This window comes from Alsobacter sp. R-9 (genome assembly GCF_054612375.1).
In genome coordinates this window covers 52,479-71,364 of record NZ_JBTSWJ010000016.1, presented here as the reverse complement: position 1 = coordinate 71,364, position 18,886 = coordinate 52,479, and the positions used below count along the sequence as shown (strand labels likewise).

22 protein-coding genes and 2 pseudogenes are annotated in these 18,886 nt (G+C 67.4%); 17 read left to right on the top strand and 7 right to left on the bottom strand.

Annotated features, from left to right (window positions below; translation table 11 throughout):
* Positions 1-390 precede the first annotated feature (390 nt).
* The 4 genes from ACX9GQ_RS21615 to ACX9GQ_RS21600 all read left to right on the top strand — a co-directional run bounded on the left by ACX9GQ_RS21615 (position 391) and on the right by ACX9GQ_RS21600 (position 3,954).
* Complete coding sequence (locus ACX9GQ_RS21615; RefSeq protein ID WP_459631671.1) at positions 391-1,314, top strand: MipA/OmpV family protein; 924 nt, start codon at positions 391-393, stop codon at positions 1,312-1,314.
* A 94-nt stretch (positions 1,315-1,408) separates the two neighbouring features.
* Positions 1,409-2,086, top strand: coding sequence for a response regulator (locus ACX9GQ_RS21610; protein WP_459631670.1), 678 nt, complete (start codon positions 1,409-1,411; stop codon positions 2,084-2,086).
* Entirely contained in the window at positions 2,073-3,461 is a 1,389-nt protein-coding gene (locus ACX9GQ_RS21605; RefSeq protein ID WP_459631669.1) for an ATP-binding protein, read from the top strand. The genes ACX9GQ_RS21610 and ACX9GQ_RS21605 overlap by 14 nt, the downstream gene beginning before the upstream one ends.
* Positions 3,462-3,465: 4 nt before the next feature.
* Positions 3,466-3,954 (top strand): hypothetical protein, encoded by a 489-nt coding sequence (locus tag ACX9GQ_RS21600; protein WP_459631668.1) that lies wholly within the window; start codon positions 3,466-3,468, stop codon positions 3,952-3,954.
* A gap of 18 nt (positions 3,955-3,972) precedes the next feature.
* Here ACX9GQ_RS21600 and ACX9GQ_RS21595 read toward each other — a convergent pair whose 3' ends face one another.
* The 3 genes from ACX9GQ_RS21595 to speD are packed head-to-tail and all read right to left on the bottom strand — an operon-like array spanning position 3,973 to position 6,274.
* Complete coding sequence (locus ACX9GQ_RS21595) at positions 3,973-4,722, bottom strand: hypothetical protein (RefSeq protein WP_459631667.1); 750 nt, start codon at positions 4,720-4,722, stop codon at positions 3,973-3,975.
* A gap of 43 nt (positions 4,723-4,765) precedes the next feature.
* Complete coding sequence (locus tag ACX9GQ_RS21590; protein WP_459631666.1) at positions 4,766-5,845, bottom strand: fused MFS/spermidine synthase; 1,080 nt, start codon at positions 5,843-5,845, stop codon at positions 4,766-4,768.
* Between the two features lie 12 nt (positions 5,846-5,857).
* Positions 5,858-6,274: an adenosylmethionine decarboxylase gene (gene speD, locus ACX9GQ_RS21585; RefSeq protein ID WP_459631665.1), complete on the bottom strand. Its 417-nt coding sequence runs from the start codon at positions 6,272-6,274 to the stop codon at positions 5,858-5,860.
* A 173-nt stretch (positions 6,275-6,447) separates the two neighbouring features.
* On the opposite strand from speD, the gene ACX9GQ_RS21580 reads away from it, so the two are divergent.
* Entirely contained in the window at positions 6,448-6,804 is a 357-nt protein-coding gene (locus ACX9GQ_RS21580) for a hypothetical protein (protein WP_459631664.1), read from the top strand.
* Positions 6,805-7,051: 247 nt separating this feature from the next.
* On the opposite strand, the gene ACX9GQ_RS21575 is transcribed toward ACX9GQ_RS21580, so the two are convergent.
* Together ACX9GQ_RS21575 and ACX9GQ_RS21570 are read right to left on the bottom strand one after the other, a co-directional pair.
* Positions 7,052-7,582 carry a substrate-binding domain-containing protein gene (locus ACX9GQ_RS21575; RefSeq protein ID WP_459631663.1) on the bottom strand — a complete coding sequence of 177 codons (531 nt, stop codon included), beginning with the start codon at positions 7,580-7,582 and terminating at the stop codon, positions 7,052-7,054.
* Positions 7,518-7,829 (bottom strand): hypothetical protein, encoded by a 312-nt coding sequence (locus ACX9GQ_RS21570; RefSeq protein ID WP_459631662.1) that lies wholly within the window; start codon positions 7,827-7,829, stop codon positions 7,518-7,520. Before ACX9GQ_RS21570 ends, ACX9GQ_RS21575 begins: the two co-directional genes overlap by 65 nt.
* 132 nt (positions 7,830-7,961) lie before the next feature.
* On the opposite strand from ACX9GQ_RS21570, the pseudogene ACX9GQ_RS21565 reads away from it, so the two are divergent.
* Positions 7,962-8,494: pseudogene (locus ACX9GQ_RS21565) on the top strand (arsenate reductase ArsC).
* Positions 8,488-9,147 (top strand): annotated as a pseudogene (locus ACX9GQ_RS21560) (aquaporin); the annotation flags it as partial. The pseudogenes ACX9GQ_RS21565 and ACX9GQ_RS21560, both read left to right, overlap by 7 nt.
* 20 nt (positions 9,148-9,167) lie before the next feature.
* On the opposite strand, the gene ACX9GQ_RS21555 reads toward ACX9GQ_RS21560, so the two are convergent.
* Complete coding sequence (locus tag ACX9GQ_RS21555; RefSeq protein ID WP_459631661.1) at positions 9,168-9,872, bottom strand: DUF1045 domain-containing protein; 705 nt, start codon at positions 9,870-9,872, stop codon at positions 9,168-9,170.
* A complete protein-coding gene (locus ACX9GQ_RS21550; RefSeq protein WP_459631660.1) occupies positions 9,865-10,482 on the bottom strand; it encodes an LbetaH domain-containing protein in 618 nt (205 codons plus the stop codon). Before ACX9GQ_RS21550 ends, ACX9GQ_RS21555 begins: the two co-directional genes overlap by 8 nt.
* 179 nt (positions 10,483-10,661) lie before the next feature.
* Here ACX9GQ_RS21550 and phnC point away from each other — a divergent pair, with 179 nt between their 5' ends.
* From phnC to phnL, 10 genes are read left to right on the top strand one after another with little or no spacing between them, the layout of a single operon-like run.
* Entirely contained in the window at positions 10,662-11,465 is an 804-nt protein-coding gene (gene phnC / locus ACX9GQ_RS21545; RefSeq protein WP_459631659.1) for a phosphonate ABC transporter ATP-binding protein, read from the top strand.
* Positions 11,466-11,512: 47 nt separating this feature from the next.
* A complete protein-coding gene (phnD, locus tag ACX9GQ_RS21540; protein ID WP_459631658.1) occupies positions 11,513-12,430 on the top strand; it encodes a phosphonate ABC transporter substrate-binding protein in 918 nt (305 codons plus the stop codon).
* Between the two features lie 54 nt (positions 12,431-12,484).
* Positions 12,485-13,369, top strand: coding sequence for a phosphonate ABC transporter, permease protein PhnE (phnE, locus tag ACX9GQ_RS21535; protein WP_459631657.1), 885 nt, complete (start codon positions 12,485-12,487; stop codon positions 13,367-13,369).
* Entirely contained in the window at positions 13,366-14,232 is an 867-nt protein-coding gene (gene phnE / locus ACX9GQ_RS21530; RefSeq protein ID WP_459631656.1) for a phosphonate ABC transporter, permease protein PhnE, read from the top strand. The genes phnE (ACX9GQ_RS21535) and phnE (ACX9GQ_RS21530) overlap by 4 nt, the downstream gene beginning before the upstream one ends.
* Before the next feature lie 41 nt (positions 14,233-14,273).
* Positions 14,274-14,744 carry a phosphonate C-P lyase system protein PhnG gene (gene phnG / locus ACX9GQ_RS21525; protein WP_459631655.1) on the top strand — a complete coding sequence of 157 codons (471 nt, stop codon included), beginning with the start codon at positions 14,274-14,276 and terminating at the stop codon, positions 14,742-14,744.
* Between the two features lies 1 nt (position 14,745).
* Positions 14,746-15,354 (top strand): phosphonate C-P lyase system protein PhnH, encoded by a 609-nt coding sequence (gene phnH, locus ACX9GQ_RS21520; RefSeq protein WP_459631654.1) that lies wholly within the window; start codon positions 14,746-14,748, stop codon positions 15,352-15,354.
* Between the two features lie 12 nt (positions 15,355-15,366).
* Positions 15,367-16,479, top strand: a complete 1,113-nt coding sequence (locus ACX9GQ_RS21515) for a carbon-phosphorus lyase complex subunit (protein ID WP_459631653.1) — start codon at positions 15,367-15,369, stop codon at positions 16,477-16,479.
* The gene (locus tag ACX9GQ_RS21510; RefSeq protein ID WP_459631652.1) at positions 16,476-17,351 is read left to right on the top strand and encodes an alpha-D-ribose 1-methylphosphonate 5-phosphate C-P-lyase PhnJ; all 876 of its coding nucleotides are present in this window, start codon (positions 16,476-16,478) and stop codon (positions 17,349-17,351) included. The genes ACX9GQ_RS21515 and ACX9GQ_RS21510 overlap by 4 nt, the downstream gene beginning before the upstream one ends.
* Positions 17,348-18,163: a phosphonate C-P lyase system protein PhnK gene (phnK, locus tag ACX9GQ_RS21505; protein ID WP_459631651.1), complete on the top strand. Its 816-nt coding sequence runs from the start codon at positions 17,348-17,350 to the stop codon at positions 18,161-18,163. Before ACX9GQ_RS21510 ends, phnK begins: the two co-directional genes overlap by 4 nt.
* A 2-nt stretch (positions 18,164-18,165) precedes the next feature.
* Positions 18,166-18,867, top strand: coding sequence for a phosphonate C-P lyase system protein PhnL (phnL, locus tag ACX9GQ_RS21500; RefSeq protein ID WP_459631650.1), 702 nt, complete (start codon positions 18,166-18,168; stop codon positions 18,865-18,867).
* Positions 18,868-18,886: the final 19 nt, after the last annotated feature.

Sequence of the window (18,886 nt, the reverse complement as noted above, 5' to 3'; positions counted from 1 at the left end):
GGTCATTTCAGGGGGCAACGTCAGTGGCGATCTCGTATGGGTTCTGTCGCTGGTCCTGAACGGCAAGCGCCCCCGCGGGGGTTCCGCGGGGGCGCAAGGACTGCTGGTTGCGGGGACAGGCAACCAGCGTTGCTTGCCGAAACTTCTGGTTCGCGTGCCTAGAGCGGAGGCCTAGGGTGCGTGCTTCAGGGTTGGATCGTTGCGGGTAACCGTGAGCCTACTGGGAGCCGACCTCTCAGTGCCCGACATAAGATCGGTCAAGGTCCGCCTGGAACGCCCACGGCTCCGAACTCCTCCCAGCTTACGAAAGTGTATGGGCGGGTCCAACTTCGCCCAAGGACGCCTTTGGCAGGATGCCGATCGAGAGCCTGATGGCTCAAGCGGGCGTGCATGGTCAGGATCGCGTCACTGTTTGCGTTGACGGGCGCGTGCGCGATCGGGATGGGCGTGGCCCTAGCGAATGAGGCACCGCGCCCTCGTGGAGCCATGCAGTCGGTCCACCATTCAGCAACAAAACGGACGGGCAAGGCGCGCGGGACGAAGCCCGTCCCGGCGATGGCGCCGGCCAAGGACGAGCTGATCGAACAGATCCCCCACGAGAACACCCCCTGGCGGGCATCCGTCGGCGCGACCACCCTGATGCTACCGCGCTACGACGGCGCCAACCGGTATCTCTTTTTTCCCCTTCCGCTGCTCGAGCTGTCCTACCGAGACGTCTTCACCGCCTCGATCCTCGACGGCCTGCAGGTCAACCTCGTCAGGGATGGGGCCTTCACCGCCGGACCGCTGGTCAAGCTCGACCTGACGCAACGCGTACCTCGTGAGCGTCCGGTGGGCTGGGTGGGCACCTTCAGCACCGGCGTCGAGGGCGGTGTGTTCGCGGAGTACCGCTTCTCGGCGCCCTTGCCGCTCAAGCTTCGCGGCGAACTGCTGCAGTCCTTCAACGCCCGAGAGGGGCTGTCGGCGAAAGTGCTCCTGACGGGAAGTCGCGAGTTCGCCCCGTCGCTGACGCTGGACGCGGGTCCGCTAGTGCGGTTCGGGAACCGGCTGTCGCTCGACAGCCGGTTCGGCGTCGATCCCGCACAGTCGGCGCTCAACGGGTGGCCGGTCTTCTCTCCACCGGGCGGCTTGGCGAGCGTCGGGCTGGAGGCCAATCTGGAATGGAGGGTCACTCCGACCTGGAAGGTGTCGGTCTTCGGCGAGTACGACCGCCTCGCGCCATCGGTGGCATCCTCGCCCGTCATTCGCAATGGCGGCTCTCCCGACCAGTTTGCGCTCGGACTGAGCTTGGCCTACCGGTTCATGGGTCCTTGAGATGGCCGCGCTCACGCCCGCGGGGCCCGGCAGCAGGGCGCTTCGCGAGCCCCAGGCTCGCGCGCGGGCGACAGCACGGGGAGGAACTGCATCCATGCGGGTCCTGATCGTCGAGGACGAGGCCGAGATGGCCGACTACGTCGCGTCCGGACTGCGGGAACTCGGCCACACGGTCGATGTCGCCCGCGACGGCCGCGATGGGCTGTTCCTGGCCACGACGGAGACGTTCGACCTGATCGTGCTCGACCGCATGCTGCCCAAGGTCGACGGACTGACGATCCTGCGGACCGTGCGCGCCTCCGGCGTATCGGCTCCGGTTCTGTTCCTCACGACACTGGGCGGCATCCGTGATCGGGTCGAGGGGCTCGACGCCGGCGCCGACGATTACCTCGTCAAGCCGTTCGCCTTCTCGGAACTGGTCGCGCGGGTGAATGCACTCGCTCGACGTCCGCCAATCGTGCCTACGGAAACCGTCCTCCGCGTCGGAGACCTTGAGGTTGAACTCCTCAGCCGGACCGTCACCCGTGCCGGTCACCGGATCGACCTTCAGCCCCGGGAGTTCAAACTTCTAGAGTACCTAATGCGCCACGCGGGACAGGTCGTCACGCGGACGATGCTTCTGGAGCACGTCTGGGATTTCCACTTCGATCCCAAGACCACGATCGTGGAGACCCATCTCAGCCGACTGCGCAGCAAGGTCGACCGGGACTTCGGCGCCGAACTAATCGTGACCGTCCGTGGCGCCGGGTACATGATCCGTGACGCTTCCTAGGTTCGCCCAGACGTCCACCTTCCGGCTGGCGCTGGTCTACGCGGCGATCTTTACCGTCTCGTCCCTGCTCCTGTTCGGTACGCTCTACCTGCGCGTCACGAACTACGCGTTCGACCAGATGCGCACGTCGATCGCTGCAGAACTGGAGTCGATCGTCGAGGAGGGGCGTCTGGAAGGCCCCCAGGCGATCCTGCGGGAGGTGAGCGAACGGTCGCAGCGAGCGGAATCAAGCTCGTCCTACTACCTCCTGCAGTCCGGGGCGGGCGAACGGTTGGCCGGCAACATTCAGCCCGTTCGAACGGAGCCGGGCGATCGCGAACTGAAGGTCATTCCCGTCAATCCCAAGCGAGACCGACAGCCAGTCGGTGTGCCGGCGCTGCTGAGGGCCGTCGCATTGCCGTCCGGGGACATCCTGGCCATCGGTCGCGATCTGGCGGACCTGCGCGATCTCAACCATCTGATCACGCGATGGTTCCTCCTGGCTATCCTTGGCTGTGCCGCCGTCGGCCTCGCAGGCGGCGTCGTCATGGGCTTCGGCATGGTCCGGCGCATCGAGGCCATTGCCTCCACCAGCCAGCGGATCATCAGCGGCAATCTCTCCGAGCGCATTCCGGTGCGCGGATCGGGCGACGAGCTCGACCGGCTGGCGACGACGCTCAACGAGATGCTGGAGCGCATCGAGATCCTGATGGAGACGACGCGCCAGGTCTCCAACGACATCGCCCATGACCTGCGCACGCCGCTGTCGCGTCTGCGGCGACGTCTCGAGGCGGTCGTCAACAGCCACGACCGGATCGACGTGCTGAAGGAGGAGGTGTCGGACGCGATCGCAGAGCTCGACGAGATCCTGTCGACGTTCTCGGCATTGCTCCGCATCGCGGAGATCGAGGTCCACAGCCGCCGGCTCGGCTTTGGGAAGGTGGATCTCTCCGCGCTGGTGCAGGTCCTTGCGGAAACCTACGCGCCGGTCGCCGAGGATTCTGGGAACACCCTCTCCTGCGAGGTCGCCGAGAACGTCTTCGCCTGGGGCGACACAGACCTCCTCACGCAGCTCCTGTCGAACCTGATCGAGAACGCCATCCGGCACTGCCCGCAGGGCACGAAGATCAGCATCGTTCTCGACGAGCGCGGCGGCCAGCCTGTGGTCGTCGTCGCGGACGATGGACCCGGGATCCCAGTCGACGAGCGAGACAAGGTCTTTCGCCGGTTCTATCGGCTCGAGCGCAGCCGCACGACGCCCGGCAGCGGCCTTGGCCTCGCGTTGGCGTCCGCCGTGGCCGAGGTCCACGGTGCGCGCCTGTCGCTGGAGGACAATCGGCCGGGTACACGCTTTGTCCTGATGTTTCCAGCCCTAGGCGACAGCCCGGAGGGATGAGCCCATGATCGACCGCCGCCACCTCGTCGCCCTGCTCGCCTTCGCGCCCATGGCGCCGGCTTTTGCGGGGGAACTGCGCCCGACAGGAGCCGTCTTCTCCGTGTGGACGCCCTCCGGCTGGGTGGTGAACCAGCAGCCGCCGCGGGTCAGCGCGCATGCGCCCGACGAGAGCCTCTACGTATCGGCGGAGCAACTGCTCCTGCCGGCGGAGGGCCTGAAGAAGATCGACGTCAACGCCATCCTCGACAGGGAGCTCGACGACTTCGAGATCAGGCTCGACGAACTGCGCGCCCGCGACGGGGTGCCCTACCGCCGGCTGGAAGGGACGGGCAACGACGACGGGGACTCGATCGTGTTTCGCATGCGTGCCATCTCGCATCCCTCGCAGGCCATGGCGCTCGTCGTGCTGGTCTGGGGAGAGGACGACGACATGGCGGATCCGGCCACGTCGGGGATCGCGGACCAGATTCTCGCCTCGCTGAAACCCCTCTGACAGGCTTGCCGCGGACGGTCAGCGGAAGAGCTCGGCTCCGAGGAAGGCCAGTTCGGTCACCAGAACGAGGAGGATCAGCACCTCGATCCGATACTCCCTGCGGAAGTAACTGAACTCGGTGAGGCGGTCCGTGGCGCTCTCGTAGAGGTCCTGGATGCACTCGATGGTGTCCTCCATCGACGCCAGTCGGTCCGACAGCCCCGCCTGCAGCATCAGTTCCCGATAGAGGCGCAGGCTGGCCGGCGGCAAGTCCCCCGGCCGTTCGCCGAGGCGCGTCAGGGTAACGTGGGCGGTCCGCAGGCGCCATCCTCGACGCGTCATGTCGTCGACATGCGGCTGCTGGCCCAGGTCCGCGACGCCCACCGCGTGGGTGAGCGGCACGTCGCCCTCGAGGCGCGACCAGATCGCGCGAGCCTCGTCTTCCATCCGTGTCACCGCCTGTGCCAGCCAGGCCAGCGCCACCGCCGCGGGGACCGCGTCGCTCGCCTGCTCGGCCGTCCCGAGCACGGCCACCCGCGTCGGGGTCCAGATCACGCGGGCGCGCCCGGCGAAGTCGAGGACGGGCCAGGACGGATCGCGCGTGTCTCCGGCCCAGGCCTCGACGTCGCGGCGAACCTCGATGGGCGCCGACGCGCCGGCCGCCACGACCGCCACGTCGATTGTCCCGGCGAGGCGGCCGGGATCTTCCGGGGGAAAGGTCGCGAGCCGCCCGGCGAGGACGGTGCCGTCGCCGATGGTGACGGCGGGACCGGATGCGCCCTGAGCCACCGCGGGCTCGAAGCGCCAGACATCGAGACCTGGCGCTTCGGGCCTATCGTTGCTTTGCGGGAAGGTCGGCATCGAGCGGCCAGGTGTCGGCAATCTCCGGCGGCCCGACATAGGCCACGTCATCCTCGAGGATCGGCCCGGGTAGCGAGAGAAGCAGGCGGGTCTCGCGGTCGTAGGCCGTGCAGCTGAGCAGGAACGCGCCGTCGAGATGGGCCAGCCAGTCGGGTCCGAGGCGCTGCTCGATGGCCCGATCGATCGAGGCCGCCACCACGTCGCGCAGGTCGAGCCAGTCCGACGCGATGAGGAAGCCCCAGGGCGCCAGGAAGGATGGGATCGTCGCAGCGTAGCTGGTGACGTGCGAGAAGACGCTGCGCAGCGTCCGGTACAGGGCCGCGTGCTGGTCGTGGTCGAGGAACGAGAACTCCAATCCCTGCACCACGACAATGCCGCCGGGCCTCAGGCGCTGGCGAAGCCGTTCGTAGAACTGACGCGTGTAGAGGCGCTGGGCCGGTCCGTTGTCGAGCATGTCGACGACGTCGATGATGACGACGTCGTAGAATTCGTCGGCCTGCTCGACGAAGGCGCGTCCGTCGGCGAAGTGGAGGCGCGTCCGCGGGTCATCGAACGCGTTCCGGTGCCAGGTCGGAAGGTGGAGCCGGCAGAGATCGACGGTCTCCTGGTCGAGGTCGACCATGGTGGCGGTGCGGACGCTCGCATGGGCAAGCACCTCGCGCAGCGTCGCGCCCTCGCCGCCGCCGATGATCAGGACGTCCCGCGGCTCGCGATGGAGAAGCATCGCGGGTTGGACGAGGACCTCGTGATAGAGGTCCTCGTCGTCCTCCGCGCTCTGGATCGCGCCGTCGAGTAGCAGGATCCGTCCATAGCTGGCGCTGTCGGCGATCACGATGTTCTGGAAGGCCGTCCGCCCGGCATGCAGGACCTTCGTGACCCGGTAGGAGTAGATGTCGAACGGGTCTCCCGTCTCGTGGCAGAAAAGGGAGCTCTGCTTCGCCTGGTCATCGATGTCGGTCGGCTCTGCCCAGAACCGGTCCGGTGGCAGCACCGGAAGCGTGTAGGGCCAGTCGGCGAGGCTGCGCGGCCTACGGTCAATCGGGTTGCTCATGGGAACGCGCCTTCAGGCCGCCCATGCGACGCACGGGACGTCGCGGAGCGTGTCGGAGAGGCTCTTGTCCCCGCGGGAGAAGCGGGACAGTTGAGCCGTTCCAGCCTGGAAGACGTCGGCCAGGAAATGGGCGGCGAGGTCCACATGCAAGCTGGAGTTGCAGGTGAACACATCGATGGCTGCGTAGCTACGCTCCGGCCACGTATGGATCGCAATGTGGGACTCGGCGATGACGACAACGCCCGAGATTCCATGCGGCTCGAAGCGATGGAAGCTGTCCGTCACGATGGTTGCCTGCGCCACGCGGGCGGCAGCAAGCATCTGCTCGCGGATCCAGTCCAGATCGTCGATCTGGATCGCCCTGCAGTTGTATAGATCTAGAACACACTGCCAACCTGCTGCAGAGAGATGTGGGAACATGATTGACATGGACCATCCGCTTGATGTCGCCGCGTCTGTTGACCGGCCACGTTGTTGTGCGGCTCTGCAGATTGGGATCAATTTTCGGACCGCATACACTTCTGTAAGGTCGAGGGTCCTTGACCCCTAGACCCGATCGCAGCGATCTTCTGCAGTCCTGGATCTCAGAAAATCGGCGGCCTATGCGGGTTCTTCTGGCTCTCGTCGCCGCGTGCCTCGTGCAGCTGACGTCGTGGACCGCTGCTGCTCAGGCGGACCATTGGCGCTACTGCCTCGGCATCGATCGCACGGAGACCAAGGTCTTCTTCTCTCTTGTCTTTCCGTCCGGCGCCGATCTCGATGTTCTGGAGCGGGCCTACATGCGCTGGCTCATCGACCAACGCCTTCCGGTACTCAGGGTCTCGTGCCCGAGGGCTGATACCCGCGACCTCGCAGAGAGCGCCGAGGCCCGTGCGGCTTCATACAACCTAGGCGAGAAACGAACGCCGATTTGGGTTGAATGGCCGCGTACAAACGCGAATGTGACGTTCCCGTTTTGAAAGATCACTGAATTGTCTGGGGAGGCTCCGTCCGGTCGGAACGGGCGCGATTGTCACAGTTGTCCGACCTTGGCGTAGACGCGGGGTTGAAGGCCGCCATCGCGGTTCAAAATCAAACCCCCGGCGCGGTGGAGCGACAGGGGACTTGATTGTCGTTGGTACGGGGGCAGGCAACTAGCGCTGTTTGCATCCGCTGAAGTCCCGCGTTCCCCGTCGGCCCGTTAGCTTCACGGGTGCGGAATGATTTTCACCTGCCGCCTTTGAATGACCTGTCGACGAAGCAATGATCGAGGATGGTTTCGCCGGTGAAGCGACCGGACCAGATCTCCTGAAGCCCCCGGACGATGGCGCTTCCGAATGAGTCGTACGGCACCCTGACCGAACTCAGCCACGGTGCGAGCCAGTTATTGAGCGGGTTCTCGTCGAAGCCGACGATGGCAATGTCTTCCGGCACGGCAACGGCTGCCCCTTGCAGAGCCTTGTGGGCGCCGTAGGCGATTAGGTCGCTGAGGCAGAACAGCCCGCGCGGCATCGGGCCAAAATTTAGGATCCGCAGCATGGACTCGTGTCCGAGGTTAAGGTGGTCGAGGCCCGTGCCCGTCTGCACCCTGTCTGCCACAACAGGATGCCCGGCATCCTTCATGGCGTCGAGAAAGCCGGCGAGGCGTTCCGCGGTCGCGGAAGACGACAGGCGGCCGTGGATGACGGCAACGTCACGGATGCCCAGGCGCAGGAAGTATTCGGCGACTTCGCCCGGCCCGATGATTGTCGATCCCAATGAACGCTGCAGTGCCCGAGACCGGGGACCGCCGGTTGACGAACAGCACCGGATCGCCCCCAGCAAGCGCCACTTCCAATTGCGGACTCGGAACGGCGCCGAGCAGCACGACGCCTCTCACCAACTGAGCACGCATTTCAAGGAGGTACTCGTCCTGTAGGTCGGCGCGGTCATGGGTGTCGCAAAGCACCATCACGTAGCCGGCCTCCCGGAGCGCCGTCTCGGCGGAAGCCGCAATGGCGGCCATGGTGGGGTTCCCGAGATTGGCGGCCAAGAGAGCCACCAGCCGGCTCTCCCGCGTAGGATTGCTGCGACGGCCACCCCGAGGTCTGCGCACCCCTCGGCGCTTCCTCCTTCGACTGCTGCCCGGAGACCATCGATGCCTGACCGTATGTTCAACGTCCTCTTCCTGTGCACCGGCAACACTGCCCGCTCCGTTCTCGCCGAGGGCATCCTGCGCAAGGACGGCGCCGGCCAGTTCCGGGCCTTCTCGGTCGGAAGCCAGCCCAAGGGCACGGTGAACCCTTTCGCCCTGAAGGTCCTCGACACCTTCGGCTACCCGACGGATGGCTACCGCTCGAAGTCGTGGAACGAGTTCGCGGGGCCGGGCGCCCCGACGATGGACTTCATCTTCACCGTCTGCGACAGCGCCGCCGGCGAAGCCTGCCCGGTGTGGCCCGGGCACCCGTCGACGGCGCACTGGGGCATCGAGGATCCGGCGACCGTGGAGGGCACGAACGTCGAGAAGGAGCGGGCGTTCGTCGAGGCGTTTCGTCTCATGCGCAACCGGATCGCCGCCTTCATCGCGCTGCCGGTGGAGAAGCTCGACGCCGCGACGCTGGGGCACGGCTGAGGGAAATCGGCCGCATGGACGGCGCATCTACGGATGCCGCGAAGGACCGCGCATCGTGACGAAGGTCGCGCTCTCCCGCAGGCTGCTCGCAGAGACCACGGGGGCAATGCTCCTTGTCGCGACCGTCGTCGGCTCGGGCATCATGGCCACGCGGCTGACCAAGGATGTCGGGCTCGCCCTGCTCGGCAACACGATCCCGACCGGCGCGATCCTCGTGGTGCTCATCCTCATGCTGGGGCCGGTGTCCGGCGCGCACTTCAATCCGGCGGTCAGTCTCGTGATGGTACTCAAGCGACGATTGTCGGGCCGCGACCTGATGCCCTACGTGACAGCGCAGATTGCAGGTGGACTCGCCGGCACGATGCTCGCCCATGCGATGTTCGAGTTGCCCCTCTGGCGATGGTCGCAGACCGTCCGGTCGGGGCCGGGACAGTGGCTGGCTGAGTTGGTGGCGACGTTCGGACTCGTCCTCGCGATCCTCGGCGTCTCGAAGCACCGGCCCGAGAGCGTTCCCCTGGCAGTGGGCCTCTACATTACCGCCGCCTACTGGTTCACGGCCTCGACGTCGTTCGCCAATCCGGCCGTGACTCTGGCGCGGGCAGCGAGCGATACCTTCGCCGGGATTGCGCCGGGCAATGTTGCTGCCTTCGTGTTCGCGCAATTCGCCGGGGCCATGGCGGCCCTGGGGTTCGGGAGCTTTCTCTTTGGCGACCGGAATCCGCGCCATGCGGATCATCCCGCCAGCGGGAATGCCTCCAGCACCGTGAAAGGCGAGCGCCGCTCGGCCTGGCGGAACATGGCAATCCGGTCGACGGTCAGGTTCGTCGGCATGACATCACGCAGTACCGCGGAGAGCGCGCTGCGCGTTGCTTCCCTTCTGGTTTCGTCGACGGCGCCGGACAGCGTCATGTGGAAACGGAACCGGTCGAGGACGTATGGGTAGCCATACCGGTCGAGATAGTCGCGTCCCCGGTCGTCGAGTTGCTCCGGCCGCCGCCGGGCCCGGTCCTCCGGCGAGAGCGGTGCCCTGAACGGCTCGAAGGCGGCGACGCACTCTGACGCCAGCGCGGATAGATCCTCCGACTGAATGAGGGGTACGAGCGCTATGAACGAACCCAGCGTTGCCACCTGGAGCGCCCCGCTGACGACTGGGCCCCGACGCCGCGCGAAGTACCGGATGGCCTCGACGAGGCCAGCCTCGGATGCTCCCTCCGCGAGGTGGAACGGAGCCTTCAGCGTGGCGTGGAAGCCGTAGCGACGCGGCTCCTGCGTCGCATCGTGCCAGCCCGCTTCTGTCCAGCCGGCGGGGATGGTCTGGGCGACAGGGCAACCGGAATAGGCGTCGTAGCCGATCAGCGCGCTCGCCGTCGTCCAGAGCGGATCGGACGGTGCCGGAGCGTAGTAGATCGCGTAGCGCGGAGATGCGGCCTCACCCACCGTGCTTCTCCAGGAAGGCCTCGGCGTCGAGGCTTCTGAATTCGGCCAGCGCACCGCGAAGCGCCTCGTGCTCCCAGTCCCACCAGGCCAGCGCCATCATGCGCTCAGCGACGGCCTCGGAGAAGCGGCGGCGCACGACCCGCGCCGGATTGCCCGCAACGATCGTGTAGGGGGCGACATCCTTCGTCACCACAGCGCCGGCGGCCACTACCGCGCCCGTACCGATGGAGCGACCGGCAAGCACGACGGCGCCATGGCCGATCCAGACGTCGTGTCCAATCGTCACGCCGTGGCTGCGTCGCCAGTCGAAGAACGAGGCCTCGTCCTGCTCCCCCGCGAAGTAGGCCGAGGCGCGGTAGGTGAAGTGGGACTGGCTCGCCCGGTGCATCGGGTGGTTGCCCGGGTTGATCCGCGTCATCGCGGCGATCGAGCAGAACTTGCCCACGGTTGCGTAGATGATGTCGCTGTCGTGGACGACGTAAGAGTAGTCGCCGAACGTCGTCTCCACGAGGCTGGTTCTCGCCCCCACCTCGGTGTAGCGCCCCAGCCGGCTGTCGCGGACCGTAGCAGTCGGATGGATGAGCGGGTCGAGCCCCAGCACCTTGCCCATGGCGTCCTCTCGAAACGGATCGATCCTCCTGTCGCAAGCAGCCATGACGCTCGCGTGACGGCGTCGTCCACAGCGCAACCGTCTGGCGCGCCACGGCTTCGTGTCGCGGACTGGCATGTCACGAGAACGTTGCCGGCCGGGACTAAAAATGCGCCAGCCGACGAAGCTGGAGGCAATGCATGCTGGTCATCGATGGACTGACACGGCGTTTCGGAAACAAGGCGGCCGTGGACGACGTCTCGCTGACGATCGAGCCGGGTTCGTTCGTCGGCGTCATCGGTCGCTCGGGCGCCGGCAAGTCCACCCTGCTTCGGATGATCAACCGTCTCGTCGACCCATCGCAGGGAACGATCCGTGCGGCGGGGACAGACATCACCGCGCTCAAGGGGCAGATGCTGCGCGACTGGCGCGCCGACTGCGCGATGATCTTCCAGCAGTTCAATCTCGTCGGGCGTCTCGACGTCCTGACCAACGTCCTGATGGGCCGGCTGAACAAGGTGCCGACCCTCAACGCCATGCTGCGGTTGTGGAGCGCGGAGGACCGCGCCGTCGCCCTGGCGGCCATGGAGATGCTGGACATCGCCGCGCTCGCCGCGCAGCGGGCCGACAGTCTCTCGGGCGGTCAGCAGCAGCGCGTGGCCATTGCACGCGCGCTGGTGCAGGAGCCGTCGATGATCCTCGCCGACGAGCCCATCGCCTCGCTCGATCCGCGCAACACGCGGATCGTCATGGATGCGCTCCTGCGCATCAACAAGCACTTCGGCATCACCGTCATCTGCAACCTGCACTCGCTCGACCTGGCGCGCTCCTACTGCGACCGCCTCGTCGGGATGTCCTCGGGCCGGATCGTGTTCGACGGGGCCCCCGTGGCGCTCACGGACGAGGTCGCCCGGGAGCTTTACGGGCTGGAAGCCGGAGACGTGATGGACCAGCCCGAACCCGCGGTTCGCACCCCTGCCGGAGTGGTGACCGCGGCCGCCTGAAGCAGCCCGCCTTCGAAGACCCATCAACCTGAACACTGGAGACAGCCATGATCAGCCGTCGCATGACGATCGCGTGCGGCCTCGCCGCAGCGACCGTTCTGACCGCACCCGCCGCCTTCGCCCAGGACTGGAAGGCGAAGTATCCCGAGATCACCTTCGCCTACATTCCGGCGGAGAACGCCGGCGGCGTGACCGAGCGCGTCGGTCCTTGGATGGAATGCCTGTCGCAGCAGATCGGCGTTCCGGTGAAGCTGCGCATCGCCAACGACTACGCGGCGGTGATCGAGGGGCAGCGGGCCGGCAACATCCACATCGGATATTATGGCCCGTCTTCCTACGCCCGCGCCTATATGACCGGCGTGAAGATCGAACCCTTCGCCATCGAGGTGAGCCAGGGCGGCGTGAAGGGCTACTACTCCGTCTTCTACGTGAAGAAGGACTCGCCCTACCAGAAGCTCGAGGATCTGAAGGGCAAGAACCTTGGTCTCGTGGACCCGAACTCGACTTCGGGCAACAACGTGCCGCGCTTCGCCCTCAACGCGATGAAGATCGACCCCGACCAGTTCTTCGGGAAGGTCGTCTACACCGGAAGCCACGAGAACGCGGTGCTGGCACTCGCGCAGGGCACCGTCGACGTCGCCGCCAACTGGTGGAATGCCGAGAACGACAGCAACCTGACCCGCATGGCGACGAAAGGCATGGCGAAGAAGGACGACTTCCGCGTCATCTACCGCTCGGAGATGATCGTGAACTCGCCGCTCGCCTATCTCTCCGACATGCCGGCGGACCTGAAGGCGAAGATCCGCCAGGCCGTGTTCGACAGCCCGAAGATCTGCAAGGCGGCCTTCGAGAAGCTCTCTGACGGCAAGAACGAGCCCTTCCAGCCGACCGACCACAAGGCCTACGAGCCGATCGTCGAGCTGAACAAGTTCGTCGACGAGCTGCGCAAGAAGAAGTCCTCCTGATCGGCCGCCCGGGGCGCCCCAGGCGCCCCGGGCTACCTGCTGGAAGAGGCCCCCGTGGCGACCACCGTTCCACAGCTTCCGGACGCGCAACTGCGGCCGCTGCAGCGCGCCTACGACGAGGCCGTCGCCGCGAAGCGCTGGCGCCTCGCACTCGGCGGCGTCGTGCTCGTGATGCTGGTCGTGGTGTCCGGGATCGTCGGCGAGGTCGACCTCGGCACGCTCGTCGCCAAGATCGGCAACTTCACCAACTACATCGGCCGCATCTTCCGCCTCGACAACGGCGCGCTGGTCTTCACCGACCCGGCGGAGTGGTTCTGGGGGCTGACGAAGTGGCTTCGCCTGATGGGCGAGACGCTGCTCATCGCCTACCTCGGCACGATCCTCGGGGCCGTCGGCGCGTTCCTGCTCTGCTTCTCCGCCGCCGCCAACCTCGCCCGCTCGACATGGGGCAGGATCGTGACGCGACGCGTCCTCGAATTCTGCCGGACGGTGCCCGAGATCGTCTTCGCCCTGATCTTCGTCGTCGCCTTCGGCCTCGGGCCATTGCCGGGCATCCTCGCCTTAACGATCCATTCGCTCGGCGCGCTCGGCAAGCTGTTCTCCGAAGTCGTCGAGAACATCGACATGAAGCCGGTCGAGGGTGTGCGGTCCACCGGCGCGACCTGGGCCGAGACGGTCCGGTTCGCGGTGGTGCCGCAGGTGCTCTCCAACTTCGCGAGCTACACGCTGCTGCGCTTCGAGATCAATGTCCGCGGGGCCGCGGTGATGGGCTTCGTCGGCGCCGGCGGGATCGGCCAGGACCTCGTCGAGGCGATCCGCAAGTTCTACTACTCGGACGTCAGCGCGATCCTGCTTCTCATTGTCGCCACCGTCGTCATCATCGACCTCGTCACCGAGCGCATCCGCCACGCGCTTCTGGGCTGGGAGGCACGGCCATGAAGGCGTCGATGCTCCTGCCGGACGCCTCGACCCGCGCCCGCCTCGAACGGGCCTATCCGCAGGCCTCCCGGCCGGACTGGCGGACGCGGGCCTTCGTCGTCGGCACGGTCGCCGCGCTCGCGGGCCTCTTCGTCGTCGGCTTCGCCACGCTCGGCGTGTCGTGGCATCGCGTGTTCACGGGCATCGGGGAATTGGGCCGGTTCGTCGTCATGATGATGCCGCCGGCGCCCGAGAGCTGGGCGCGATTCCTCGTCTATCTCCACTCGCTCGCCCAGACGCTCGCCATCGCGTTCCTGGGAACGCTGCTGGCCGCCATCCTCGCCTTCCCGCTTGGCTTCCTCGCGGCGCGCAACGTCGTGCCGCTGTGGCTGGCCCGCTTCGTGACGCGGCGCTCGCTCGACACCGTGCGCAGCGTCGACACGCTCATCTGGGCGTTGGTGTGGATTAACGTCGTCGGGCTGGGGCCCTTCGCGGGGATCCTGGCGATCATGACGTCGGACATCGGCGCCTTCGGCAAGCTCTTCTCCGAGGCGATCGAGGCGGCCGACCGCAAGCCGGTGGAGGGCGTGACCTCGACCGGCGGCAGCCGGCTGCACGCCGTCCGCTTCGGCCTCCTGCCGCAGGTGCTGCCGGTCGTGGCGAGCCAGGTCCTCTACTTCTTCGAGTCGAACACGCGCTCCGCGACCATCATCGGGATCGTCGGCGCCGGCGGCATCGGCATGCACCTCTACGAGCAGATCAAGATCCTCGAATGGCCTGTCGTGTCGTTCCTGATCCTCATGATCCTCGTCACGGTGACGATCATCGATGCGATCTCCTCGCGCCTGCGCTTCTCGATCATCGGCTCGCCGACGCGCCCCTGAAACGTCATCGACCTGTCACTGGCTAGGCCTAGCAAGCACCCATGCCGAACGCATTCCGCACCGCATCCGCAGACGCCGCTCTGGTCGAGGCGCGGCGTCACGTCATGGCGCTCGCCGCCCGGGCGACGACCGCGGAATTGGAGGGCGCCGTCCGCGCGCTCCACCACGGGCCGGTCGATGAGGTCCGCCGCCCCGAGACCGGGCTTGTCATGGTCCGCGGCCGCACCGGTGGCGACGGGGCGCCGTTCAACCTCGGCGAGGCCACGGTGACCCGTGCCGCGGTCCGGCTCCCGACGGGACAGACCGGGTTCTCCTACCTCCTCGGCAGGGATGCTCTCAGGGCCCGTCATGCGGCCGTCCTCGATGCGCTGGTTCAGGCGCTCGGCCCTGCCGACGTCCTGAGGCAACTCGCGGGCGTCGAGGCCCGCATCCAGTCTGAGGACGAGACGACATCCCGCCAGGCGGCAGCGACGCGTGTCGACTTCTTCACCATGGTTCGCGGCGAGGACTGAGATGACGGACCTCCAGGCAACCGCATCCGGCGGAACGGCCATCCCCGACAGCGTGCGCACGGCACAGGCCGTGTTCCGATCGGTCATGATGGCACTGGCCCAGCCCGGCAGCCTGCGGACCCTGCATGCGCCGATCCAGGGCCCCGGCCGCCTGTCGCGCGGCGCGGCCGCGATCGCGCTGGCCCTGTGCGACTTCGAGACGCCGGTGTGGCTGGACGAGACGCTGGCGGCGGACGAGGCGGTCGCCTCCTACCTGCGCTTCTACACAGGCTGCCCCTTCGTTGCGGATCGCGCGGACGCGCACTTCGCGTTCGTCAACGACGGCCGGGTCCTTCCCACGCTCGACGGCTTCGCGCAGGGAACGCTGGAATATCCCGACCGCTCCACGACCGTCGTGGTTCCGGTCGAGCGGCTGTCGGTGGACGAGGGCTGGCGTCTCACGGGACCCGGCATCGCGGGCGAGGCCCGGCTGCGGGCCGAGCCGCTGCCGGACGACCTGCCGGCCCAGCTCGACGGAAACCGGGCCCGCTTCCCGCGCGGCGTCGACCTGCTCTTCGTCTGCGGCGACCGCGTCGCCGCCCTACCGCGCACCACGATCGTCACCGTCTAGGGAGCACACCCGATGTATGTCGCGGTCAAGGGTGGCGAGGCGGCAATCGACAACGCCCACCGGCTGCTCGCCGAGGAACGGCGCGGCGATGCCTCCGTGCCCGAACTGCGCGTCGACCAGATCGAGAAACAGCTCGCGCTGTCGGTCGCGCGGGTGATGGCCGAGGGCTCGCTCTACGACCCGCGCATCGCCGCCATCGCGATCAAGCAGGCCCGCGGCGACCTGATCGAAGCCATCTTCCTGGTCAGGGCCTACCGGACGACGTTGCCGCGCTTCGGCTACTCGCAACCGCTGGAAACGGCGGACATGCGCATCCGTCGCCGAGTCTCGGCGACCTACAAGGACCTGCCGGGCGGGCAGGTGCTGGGTCCCACCTTCGACTACACGCATCGGCTCATCGACTTCGCGCTGGAGGTCGAGGAAGGCGACGGTGATCCGCCAGCGGAAGCCGCGATGCCGCTCGACCCTGCCCCCCACGTCACGTCGCTTCTCGACGACGAGGGACTCATCGAGCGCAATCCCGCCGGCGACATCGGCAGCGTCGGGGACCTCACCCGCGAGCCGCTGTCCTTCCCGGCGGATCGGGACCTGCGCCTGCAGAACCTCGCGCGAGGAGACGAGGGCTTCCTGCTGGCCCTCGGCTACTCGACGCAGCGCGGCTTCGGCCGCACCCATCCCTTCGTCGGCGAGATCCGTCTGGGCGAAGTCGACGTCGAGTTCCTCGCCGAAGACGTGGGCTTCGCGGTGCCGCTCGGGCCGCTGACGCTGACCGAGTGCGAAATGGTGACCCAGTTCCGTGGCTCGGCCGAAGCGCCGCCACAGTTCACCCGCGGCTACGGGCTCGTCTTCGGCCAGTCCGAGCGCAAGGCGATGTCGATGGCGCTGGTCGACCGGGCCCTGCGGACCCGGGAGTTCGGCGAGGACATCGACGCGCCGGCCCAGGACGAGGAGTTCGTGCTCTCGCACTCCGACAACGTGCAGGCGACCGGCTTCGTCGAGCACCTGAAGCTGCCGCACTACGTCGACTTCCAGGCTGAACTGCAGCTCATCCGCAAGCTGCGGGCCGAGCACGCTGAACGCAAGGCGGCGGGCGCGGAGCCGCTCCGGCAGGAGGCCGCCGAATGAACGCCCCGACCGCCAGCGGCTACAACTTCGCCTACCTGGATGAGCAGACCAAGCGGATGATCCGCCGCGCGATCCTCAAGGCGATCGCGATCCCCGGCTACCAGGTGCCCTTCGCGTCGCGCGAGATGCCCATGCCATACGGGTGGGGTACTGGCGGCGTGCAGGTCACTGCCTCGGTGATCGGCGAGGACGACGTCCTGAAGGTCATCGACCAGGGCTCGGACGACACGACGAACGCGGTGTCGATCCGCAAGTTCTTCCAGAAGACGGCCGGCGTCGCGACGACGACCGACACGCGCGAGGCGAGCATCATCCAGACGCGCCACCGCATACCAGAGACCCCTCTGACCGACGGGCAGATCCTCGTCTACCAGGTTCCTATCCCCGAGCCGCTCCGGTTCCTCGAACCGCGCGAGACGGAAACCCGGGTGATGCACGCGCTGGAGGAGTACGGCCTCATGCACGTGAAGCTCTACGAGGACATCGCACGGCACGGCCACATCGCCACGTCCTACGCCTACCCGGTGATGGTCGCCGGCCGGTACCTCATGGACCCATCGCCAACGCCGAAGTTCGACAACCCGAAGATGCACCGCTCGCCGGCCCTGCAGCTCTTCGGCGCCGGGCGCGAGAAGCGGATCTACGCCATCCCGCCGCACACCGACGTCGTGTCGCTCGACTTCGAGGACCATCCCTTCGAGGTCAACAGGTTCGAGAAGCCCTGCGCGCTGTGCGGCGCGAGGGGGGTCTACCTCGACGAGGTCGTCCTCGACGACCGCGGCGGGCGCATGTTCGTGTGCTCCGATACCGACCACTGCGAGACCCGCCGTGCCGAGGGCCACGCGGGCGAGGACGGGGAGTTGCTGGCATGAGCGCGGCACTCCGCCAACAGGACAACTCCACTTCGCCGGACGACGTCCCCCTGCTGACCGTCAACGGCCTCACGAAGCTCTACGGCACCCGCGTTGGCTGCCGGGACGTGACATTCGACCTGCACCCGGGCGAGGTGCTCGCAATCGTCGGCGAGTCGGGGTCGGGCAAGTCGACGCTGCTCTCGATGCTCGCGTGCCGCCTGCCGCCGACCGCCGGCACGATCCGCTACCGGCTGCGGGACGGCAACCTGCGCGACGTCTTGGGCCTCACGGAGGCCGAGCGCCGGCTGCTGATGCGCACGGACTGGGGTTTCGTGCACCAGGACGCGACGCTGGGCCTGCGCATGCGCGTCTCGGCCGGCGCCAACGTCGGCGAACGGCTGATGGCGCTGGGCGACCGGCACTACGGTCGCCTCCGCGAGACGGCCGCCGACTGGCTGCGGCGCGTCGAGATCGACGCCGACCGGATCGACGATCCGCCGCGCTCTTTTTCGGGCGGCATGCGCCAGCGCCTTCAGATCGCGCGCAACCTCGTCACGTCCCCGCGGCTCGTACTGATGGACGAGCCGACCGGCGGCCTCGACGTCTCGGTCCAGGCGCGTCTGCTCGATCTCCTGCGTGGCCTGGTGGCCGACCTCGGGCTGGCGGTCGTGCTCGTGACCCACGACCTCGCCGTCGCGCGCCTCGTCTCGCACCGGCTCATGGTCATGCGGCAGGGCCGGGTCATCGAGACCGGCCTGACCGACCAGGTCCTTGACGACCCGCGCGAGGCGTACACGCAGCTCCTCGTCTCCTCGGTCCTGCAGGTGTGACGATGGCCCACGGAACACCGGCCCTCGACGTCTCCGGCGTCGCCAAGTCCTTCACGATGCACCTGCGCGGAGGCCTCGTTCTGCCTGTCGTGCGGGACGTCTCCTTCTCGGTGAGGGGCGGCGAGTGCGTGGTGCTTGGCGGCCCGTCGGGCGCGGGCAAGTCGTCGCTGCTGAAGATCGTCTACGGCAACTACCGTTGCGACCGCGGCTCCATCCTCGTGCGCGACGGCGACGATGCGGTGGACGTCGTCACGGCGTTACCGCGGCGCGTGATCCGGCTGCGCCGGACGCGGCTTGCCTATGTCAGTCAGTTCCTGCGCGTCATCCCGCGCGTCGCGGCGCTCGACCTCGTAGTGCAGGCGGCCGTGGAGTTCGGCATCGATGAGAGCATCGCGCGGACACGGGCAAGGGACCTGCTGACGCGACTGAACGTGCCGGAGCGGCTCTGGCACCTGCCGCCGGCCACCTTCTCGGGTGGCGAGCAGCAGCGCATCAACATCGCCCGCGGCTTCGTCGCCGACCACGACGTTCTCCTACTCGATGAGCCCACGGCGTCGCTTGATGCCGCCAACAGGGCCGCCGTGGTCGACCTGATCCAGGCCAAGAAGGCGAGAGGCGTCGCCATGCTCGGCATCTTCCACGACGAGGACGTCCGCGACCGCGTGGCGGATCGCATCATCGACATCACCCGCTTTGCCGCCTGATCACGCCAAGGGCCCGTGC

Coding starts and splice junctions, on each gene's coding strand:
- ACX9GQ_RS21615 (WP_459631671.1), top strand. CDS start 391: ATGGTCAGGATCGCGTCACTGTTTGCGTTGACGGGCGCGTGCGCGATC.
- ACX9GQ_RS21610 (WP_459631670.1), top strand. CDS start 1,409: ATGCGGGTCCTGATCGTCGAGGACGAGGCCGAGATGGCCGACTACGTC.
- ACX9GQ_RS21600 (WP_459631668.1), top strand. CDS start 3,466: ATGATCGACCGCCGCCACCTCGTCGCCCTGCTCGCCTTCGCGCCCATG.
- ACX9GQ_RS21590 (WP_459631666.1), bottom strand. CDS start 5,845: ATGAGCAACCCGATTGACCGTAGGCCGCGCAGCCTCGCCGACTGGCCC.
- speD (WP_459631665.1), bottom strand. CDS start 6,274: ATGTCAATCATGTTCCCACATCTCTCTGCAGCAGGTTGGCAGTGTGTT.
- ACX9GQ_RS21580 (WP_459631664.1), top strand. CDS start 6,448: ATGCGGGTTCTTCTGGCTCTCGTCGCCGCGTGCCTCGTGCAGCTGACG.
- ACX9GQ_RS21570 (WP_459631662.1), bottom strand. CDS start 7,829: ATGGCCGCCATTGCGGCTTCCGCCGAGACGGCGCTCCGGGAGGCCGGC.
- ACX9GQ_RS21550 (WP_459631660.1), bottom strand. CDS start 10,482: ATGGGCAAGGTGCTGGGGCTCGACCCGCTCATCCATCCGACTGCTACG.
- phnC (WP_459631659.1), top strand. CDS start 10,662: ATGCTGGTCATCGATGGACTGACACGGCGTTTCGGAAACAAGGCGGCC.
- phnD (WP_459631658.1), top strand. CDS start 11,513: ATGATCAGCCGTCGCATGACGATCGCGTGCGGCCTCGCCGCAGCGACC.
- phnE (WP_459631656.1), top strand. CDS start 13,366: ATGAAGGCGTCGATGCTCCTGCCGGACGCCTCGACCCGCGCCCGCCTC.
- phnG (WP_459631655.1), top strand. CDS start 14,274: ATGCCGAACGCATTCCGCACCGCATCCGCAGACGCCGCTCTGGTCGAG.
- phnH (WP_459631654.1), top strand. CDS start 14,746: ATGACGGACCTCCAGGCAACCGCATCCGGCGGAACGGCCATCCCCGAC.
- ACX9GQ_RS21515 (WP_459631653.1), top strand. CDS start 15,367: ATGTATGTCGCGGTCAAGGGTGGCGAGGCGGCAATCGACAACGCCCAC.
- ACX9GQ_RS21510 (WP_459631652.1), top strand. CDS start 16,476: ATGAACGCCCCGACCGCCAGCGGCTACAACTTCGCCTACCTGGATGAG.
- phnK (WP_459631651.1), top strand. CDS start 17,348: ATGAGCGCGGCACTCCGCCAACAGGACAACTCCACTTCGCCGGACGAC.
- phnL (WP_459631650.1), top strand. CDS start 18,166: ATGGCCCACGGAACACCGGCCCTCGACGTCTCCGGCGTCGCCAAGTCC.